This window comes from Pseudonocardia terrae, from assembly GCF_021343995.1.
Taxonomy (GTDB): Bacteria; Actinomycetota; Actinomycetes; order Mycobacteriales; family Pseudonocardiaceae; genus Pseudonocardia; species Pseudonocardia terrae.
In genome coordinates this window covers 1-5,805 of record NZ_JAJTTE010000114.1, presented here as the reverse complement: position 1 = coordinate 5,805, position 5,805 = coordinate 1, and the positions used below count along the sequence as shown (strand labels likewise).

Annotated in this window: 5 protein-coding genes and 1 tRNA gene; 2 read left to right on the top strand and 4 right to left on the bottom strand. The window is 70.7% G+C overall.

Translation table 11 applies throughout. The features are described 5' to 3' along the window. Positions 1 to 542 precede the first annotated feature (542 nt). Complete coding sequence (locus LWC33_RS34135; RefSeq protein WP_233308845.1) at positions 543 to 2,723, bottom strand: bifunctional copper resistance protein CopD/cytochrome c oxidase assembly protein; 2,181 nt, start codon at positions 2,721 to 2,723, stop codon at positions 543 to 545. A 63-nt stretch (positions 2,724 to 2,786) separates the two neighbouring features. Between LWC33_RS34135 and LWC33_RS34130 the strand changes: the two genes are divergently transcribed. Further along, positions 2,787 to 3,356: a class I SAM-dependent methyltransferase gene (locus LWC33_RS34130; RefSeq protein WP_233308844.1), complete on the top strand. Its 570-nt coding sequence runs from the start codon at positions 2,787 to 2,789 to the stop codon at positions 3,354 to 3,356. Here the strand turns inward: LWC33_RS34130 and LWC33_RS34125 are convergent. After that, entirely contained in the window at positions 3,353 to 4,141 is a 789-nt protein-coding gene (locus LWC33_RS34125) for a PP2C family protein-serine/threonine phosphatase (RefSeq protein WP_233308843.1), read from the bottom strand. The two genes, LWC33_RS34130 and LWC33_RS34125, sit on opposite strands and share 4 nt — an antisense overlap. 171 nt (positions 4,142 to 4,312) lie before the next feature. On the opposite strand from LWC33_RS34125, the gene LWC33_RS34120 reads away from it, so the two are divergent. Further along, positions 4,313 to 4,389 (top strand) — tRNA-Arg (locus LWC33_RS34120). 278 nt (positions 4,390 to 4,667) lie between these two features. Here LWC33_RS34120 and LWC33_RS34115 read toward each other — a convergent pair. Together LWC33_RS34115 and LWC33_RS34110 are read right to left on the bottom strand one after the other, a co-directional pair. Next, the gene (locus LWC33_RS34115) at positions 4,668 to 5,270 is read right to left on the bottom strand and encodes a hypothetical protein (protein ID WP_233308842.1); all 603 of its coding nucleotides are present in this window, start codon (positions 5,268 to 5,270) and stop codon (positions 4,668 to 4,670) included. Then, the gene (locus LWC33_RS34110) at positions 5,267 to 5,554 is read right to left on the bottom strand and encodes a hypothetical protein (protein WP_233308841.1); all 288 of its coding nucleotides are present in this window, start codon (positions 5,552 to 5,554) and stop codon (positions 5,267 to 5,269) included. Before LWC33_RS34110 ends, LWC33_RS34115 begins: the two co-directional genes overlap by 4 nt. Positions 5,555 to 5,805: the final 251 nt, after the last annotated feature.

Genomic DNA, 5,805 nt, shown 5'->3' with positions numbered 1-5,805 from the left:
ACGCCGCCAGCGTTCGTCCTGAGCCAGGATCAAACTCTCCAACAAAAACTGGCTCTTACAAAGGGTCCACCCACCGGACGGGGCCGGGAGCAGACCAAACATGAACTGGCACAAAAACCGCCAAAACATAAAGCTCGACACACTGTTGAGTTCTCAAAAGACACCCGCACACCATCAGGAACCCTTGCGGGAACCGTCCGGGGCGTTGTCACTTCTGTTCGAGAGCCTACCAGATCCAACCGGATCGGAGGCAACTCTCATATGTTACGTCGTCCGTACCGTCGGGGCAAGCCCCGACTTCCGTCCGACGCGCCCCTGCCACGCTACCCGAAGGTATCGCTTCCGCGGAGGCTGCCCCCTACCGGCGAGCCCGACCCGGCCCGGAGACCCGGCCCGATCCGTCTTTCCGCTCGCCGCGGCGACGAAGAGAAAGTTACACCAGGGCTACCGGGGGTGGTCAAATCGACCCCCCACTTGCCGTCTGACCTGCGAAGACCGCCCGGCGAACCGAAACCGGACCTGTCCGGGCGCGCGACGAACGGTCAGTCCGTCGAGGGGGCGTCCCGATGGCCTTCACCTGCAGCGATCCCTGACGCACCCGCCGGCTCGCGCCCGTCGGACGGCCCGTCCGGACGTCGTTCGTCGTGCAGCGCTTCGCCCCCACGATCGCCAGAATTTTCTTCGGACGCGCCCGACGGCCCCCCGCCGCGGGCCAAGCGGCGCAACATGTCGTTGTAGGCCTTGAGCTCCGCGTCGCCGTCCGCGTCGGCGCGGCGATCATCGCGCCTCGCCGACCGCTCGTCGTGGCGGGACCACTGGATGAGCAACGCGATGATCACCAGCAGGAGCGGGATCTCTCCCGAGGCCCAGGCGAGCCCGCCCCCGAGCTTCTGGTCCACGAGCGGATCGGTGACCCAGGGCAGGGCCAGCGACCGGTAGAACGGCTCGCCGATCACGGTGTGCGCGCCCATCAGTGCCACGCCGAAGAACGCGTGGAAGGGCACCGAGATGAACACCACCGCGAGCCGCGCGACGGGTGGGAGGCGTCGTGGCGACGGGTCGACCCCGATCACCGGCCAGAAGAAGATCAGGCCGGCCAGCAGGAAGTGCAGGTTCATGGCGACGTGCGCCCAGTGCTCGTTGAGCGCCCACCCGAACAGGTCCGAGAAGTACAGCGCGTAGTACGAGCCGACGAACACCGGCAGGGAGAACAGTGGGTGCGTCACGAACCGCGCGACCGGCGAGTGCACGGCGGTGAGTAGCCACTCACGCGGGCCCGGTGGGTTGCCCCGCCCCGCGACCGGGAGCGCACGCAGCATCAGCGTCACCGGCGCCCCCAGCACGAGCAGGATGGGCGTGAGCATCGCCAGCATCATGTGCGTGCCCATGTGCACGCTGAACATCGCCGGTGCGTACTTCCCGAGCCCCGAGCTCGTCGCGACCAGGAGCACCGCACAGCCGCAGAGCCACGCCGCGGTCCGCCCGGGCTTCCACGCGTCCCCCCTGGCACGCAGCCTGCGGACTCCCAGGAGGTAGAGCACCGCCATCAGCACCGCGGCCGTGCCGAAGATCAGGTCGAAGCGCCAGTCGAAGGCGAGCCGTGCCAGTGTCGGCGGGCCGTCCAGGTCGTAGCCGAGCACGACCTCGGTCCGTGACGGCGGAGCGGCATTCGATGCGGGTGGTGCGCTGCGGCCCAACGCCACCGCGAGCCCGACTGTCGCCAGCATCAGCAGCACCTCGACGCCACCGAGCCGGAGGAGCGCGCCGCGCTCCCCTCGCCCGGCCGCGTCGACGGTGTGCCTGCGGTGCAGGAATCCGAGGCCGCCGAGCGTGAGCAGCGCCAGTGTCTTCCCCAGCAGCAGTGCCCCGTAGGTGGAGCCGAGCAGGTCGGCCGGCGACACCCGGACGAGGGCGTTGAGCACCCCGGTGACCGCGAGCACCGACCAGCACCAGAACGCGACCCGCGAGAAGCGGCGTACCGCGACGCCGAGCGTCACGCTGTCGTCGTCCGCCCGGGCGGCCGCGAGGGACAGCACCGCCACCAGCCCGCCGACCCAGAGCGAGGCGGCGAGGACGTGCAGCACCAGACTGTTCGTCGCGATGTCGTGCGAGCCGCCCGCCGCGGAGTGCCCGGTGAGGGCGACCGGCAGCGGGCCCAGCAGGGCGAGCCCGAAGGCCACCACCGTCCATCCCCACGAGAGGACCAGCCGGCAGACGACCAGCAGGAGCAAGGCGACGATCGCGGTCAGCAACCACGACATCGCATCCGAGAGTTTGGGGATCACCGAGACCAGAAGTTCGGGATCGAGGACGTCGACCACCGGTCTACCCAGTGCGTCGGCGGCGCTGAGCGGGACCAGCAACAGGGCCGCGACGGCCCACCCCGCGGCGGCGTAGGAGGCCGCCCGCACCCCGCGGTACCCCGCGACGTCCAGGTAGCCGCTCCGTTGCGGCGCCACGAAGAACGCCGCGAGGAGCAGGAACCCGATCGCGAGCACGGCACACACCTCGGCGGCCGCACGGACCGCCGGGAGGCCGATCGTGGTCAGCGTTCCCGGATCGGGCAACCCGAGGTTCTGGACGGGCCGGGATCCGGTGAGGGCCGTGAGCCCTGCCGCGACGAGGACCGCCACGGCGATGCCGAGCCCCACCAGGCCGCCGACGCCCGAAGGTGGCCGGCGTGGCGACGTCGTCGGGGCGGGGTCGGCGGTCGTCTGCGCCATGCGACCAGGCTATGCCCGCACCAGGACGGCTTTCCGTCGTACCCCGCTGGCAGACTCCCCGGCGTGACGGAGATCCCGGGACTGGCCGAGTGGGTCGGGGCCGCCGTGCCCACCGCGGGGCGCACGGTGTCGATCACCCCGTGCTCTCCGGCCATGGTGCAGGTCGCGGGTGCGCGGGCGTCGCCGAAGGCCCTCCCCCTCGACGACGACGCGGCGGACTGTGTGGTGCTCGATCGGGTCCTACCCGCACTCGACCGGCCCGACGCGCTGCTGGCCGAGGTCCGCCGGGTGCTGCGGCCGGCGGGCAGCCTGGTCGTCGTCGTGCCCGCGCCGGGTCGGTCGCTCCGCGAGCTACGGCGCGGCGTGCGACGCGCGCTGCTCGGCAGGGGCTGGCCGTGCTCGGCCGCCGTCGACCATCCCGGATGGCTGCTCACGGCCGCGGACTTCGCGGTGCTCGGGGACGTGCGCGCGGTGTTCGATGCGCCGGCCGAACTCGCGCCCCTCGTCGCCTCCGGCGTGTGGCCGGAGCCGGAGGCGTCGCGGAGGGAGGCCGTGGAACGCCGCGTCGCGTGGCTCGCGGCCTCCGGACAGGCCGTGCCGGTCGGGTTCCGACGGCTGGTGGGCCGCCGTTAGCGCAGGTCGGAGGCGGCTCCGACGAGCATGACCCCCTGTGCCTGCGCCTCCCCCACGGCGACGACATCGGTCACGATGCAGGTGATGTTGTCCGGCCCGCCGCCCTCGTTGGCCAGCGTGATCAGCTGCTCGACGACGACCTCGGGCCCGGTCGGGGCAGCCATCAGGTCCTCGATCGCCTTGTCCGGCAGCACCGCCGTCACGCCGTCCGAGCAGAGGAGGTACCGGTCCCCCGGCTCCGGCTCGAGGAACTCGAGGTCCGCCTCGACGGGGTGCTCGGTGCTCAGCGCGCGCATGAGGACGGAGCGGCGGGGGTGGACGAGCGCCTCCTCGGGCGTGATCTGGCCCTCGTCGACCAGTTGCTGGACCATCGTGTGGTCGTGCGTCAGCTGGCGCAGCTCACCGCCGCGGCAGCGGTAGATCCGGGAGTCGCCCACGTGGGCGAGGCCGAGGCGGGTCCCGTCGAACAGCAGGGCGACGACCGTCGTCCCCATCCCCTGGGTGTCCGGTTCCTTGCGCGCGTGCTCGGCCAGCCGCTCCGACGCCTCGTCGACCGCGCGTGCGAGCTCGCCGAGCAGGTCCACCTCCGAGAGATCCTGGGGCAGACGCTCGTCCAGCTCGAGCATCGCCGCCACGGTGAGCGCACTCGCGAGCTCTCCGTGCGCGTGGCCGCCCATGCCGTCGGCGACGACGAGCAGGCGGTCCCCGGCCGCGCCGGAGTCCTCGTTCGCGGTGCGCCGGCGGCCGACGTCCGAGCCGATCGCGGAGCGCAGTCCCAGTGCCATGTGCCCAGTATGGATCTCGCACCGTGGGAGCGTGAGGGCGGACACCTCGAAACGGACGGGTGACGTCGGGGAACGGCCCGATCGCGCACCCGCGTCGCACGGTCGGGCGGCGTCGGGAGCCTGCCGACAGTGGACCCGTTACCCTCGTCGGCGGTGACCTCCGGGTCCCACGCCCTCGTAGCTCAGCTGGACAGAGCAAGAGCCTTCTAATCTCTGGGTCGCAGGTTCGAATCCTGCCGGGGGCACCAGGTCAGACGGTGTGCGCCACTGACCGAGCACGACAAGTGGGGGGAGTAGTGGGCGAGTGGTAGGGCGAGTATCGCTGCCGTCGCCCCATGGCAGCTGCTCGAAAGCCCGGACGTCAGCGCGGTGAGGCACCTTCGACCCGGGTCTGCGCTCGTGCTCCCGCCGCCCTGATGGCGAGGACAAGCTCGGCCCGAGTTGTCGGCTGTGAAGCCTCTCCGGCAGCAGGTGGTTCTCCCAGGCCCTTCCGGGACGGTGCTGCGCAGCTCAGCCCGCTGATGCCTCACATACCCGACGAGGTCGCCCCCGGGTTCGTCGGCCCCGCTGGCTCGACTCCCAGATCCTGCCTGATCAAGCGCAGCACCTGTGCTCGTTCCTCGACAAAATTGTGGATCATGCCCAGGGCGACGTTGTCAGGGTGGGACGCGGCCCCAGGCTTGTCCGGCCTCCCGCTGATGGGGTCGATCTCGTACCAGTGGTGGTACCAGACCTCGGCCGAGAGCGCGCATGCGTCGACCAGATCCTTGATGTCCTCGCGGCCGTAGAGGCTCACATCCCGGCGGGCGGCTCTGATGCGCTCCGTGGGAAAGCTGTCCGGCTCGGCGTCGGGGTCGGACTGAGACTTGTGGATCATCATCTGAAGTAGGTCGAGGACTGAGAAGATCTCGCCGTATGCGGCGACGCGCTGCGTCTGCGTCCGATCCCGCTGCTGCTGGCGCCGCAGCTCGTCCGCTCGCGCCCATTCCGCTTCTCGGTTCGTCCGCTCCCGACGGTCAGAGGCCCACTGAGTGATGATCACGCCTGCCAGGGTTCCGACGACCCCCGATATGGACACGGCCAGCAGCACCCAGCTCGGGGTGCCGCTGGCCGACTGCGCGAGGATCATGCCCAGGCGGACCGGCGCAGCTGCGCGCGGCGTGCTCGGATACGGCTCGGCGGGGTGCCGAGCTCATCGTCAGCAGCGGCCATGATCGTGGCGATGGTGGCGCGCTCCTCGGCCTTGGCGATCGAGACGTCCCAGGCCTGCTCAGACTCGCTGTCGATGTGCCTCGACCCGCGCACGCGCACCACCGGGTCGCGGTCGGAGGCGCGGTAGCGGCGGATGCCGTCGATGATCTCTCTGGTCGCCCGGTCCGGCTCTCCGGCCGGCCCGAGAAGCTGCTTGACCATCAGGTCTCCTTGCCGTCGGACCTGTTCGACGTAAGCCTAAGGTTCGGTCCGGACCGATGCGGCAGACGACATCAGGCCCCGACCGGGCCGGGAAATGCGACGACCCCCGTGCGCCGAGGACCGACCGGTATTCGGTCCGGACACGACTCTCAGCTCGACGCCCACCTCCCATGGGCACCCATGCACGGCCGACTGATCAGCCTGGATCCACCGGTGAAGCGCGCTGATTCGGGCGAGTCGTGACACACGAA

Excerpts from the sequence above, each read along its gene's own strand:
- LWC33_RS34135 (WP_233308845.1), bottom strand. The coding sequence starts at position 2,723 with ATGGCGCAGACGACCGCCGACCCCGCCCCGACGACGTCGCCACGCCGG.
- LWC33_RS34125 (WP_233308843.1), bottom strand. The coding sequence starts at position 4,141 with ATGGCACTGGGACTGCGCTCCGCGATCGGCTCGGACGTCGGCCGCCGG.
- LWC33_RS34115 (WP_233308842.1), bottom strand. The coding sequence starts at position 5,270 with ATGATCCTCGCGCAGTCGGCCAGCGGCACCCCGAGCTGGGTGCTGCTG.
- LWC33_RS34110 (WP_233308841.1), bottom strand. The coding sequence starts at position 5,554 with ATGGTCAAGCAGCTTCTCGGGCCGGCCGGAGAGCCGGACCGGGCGACC.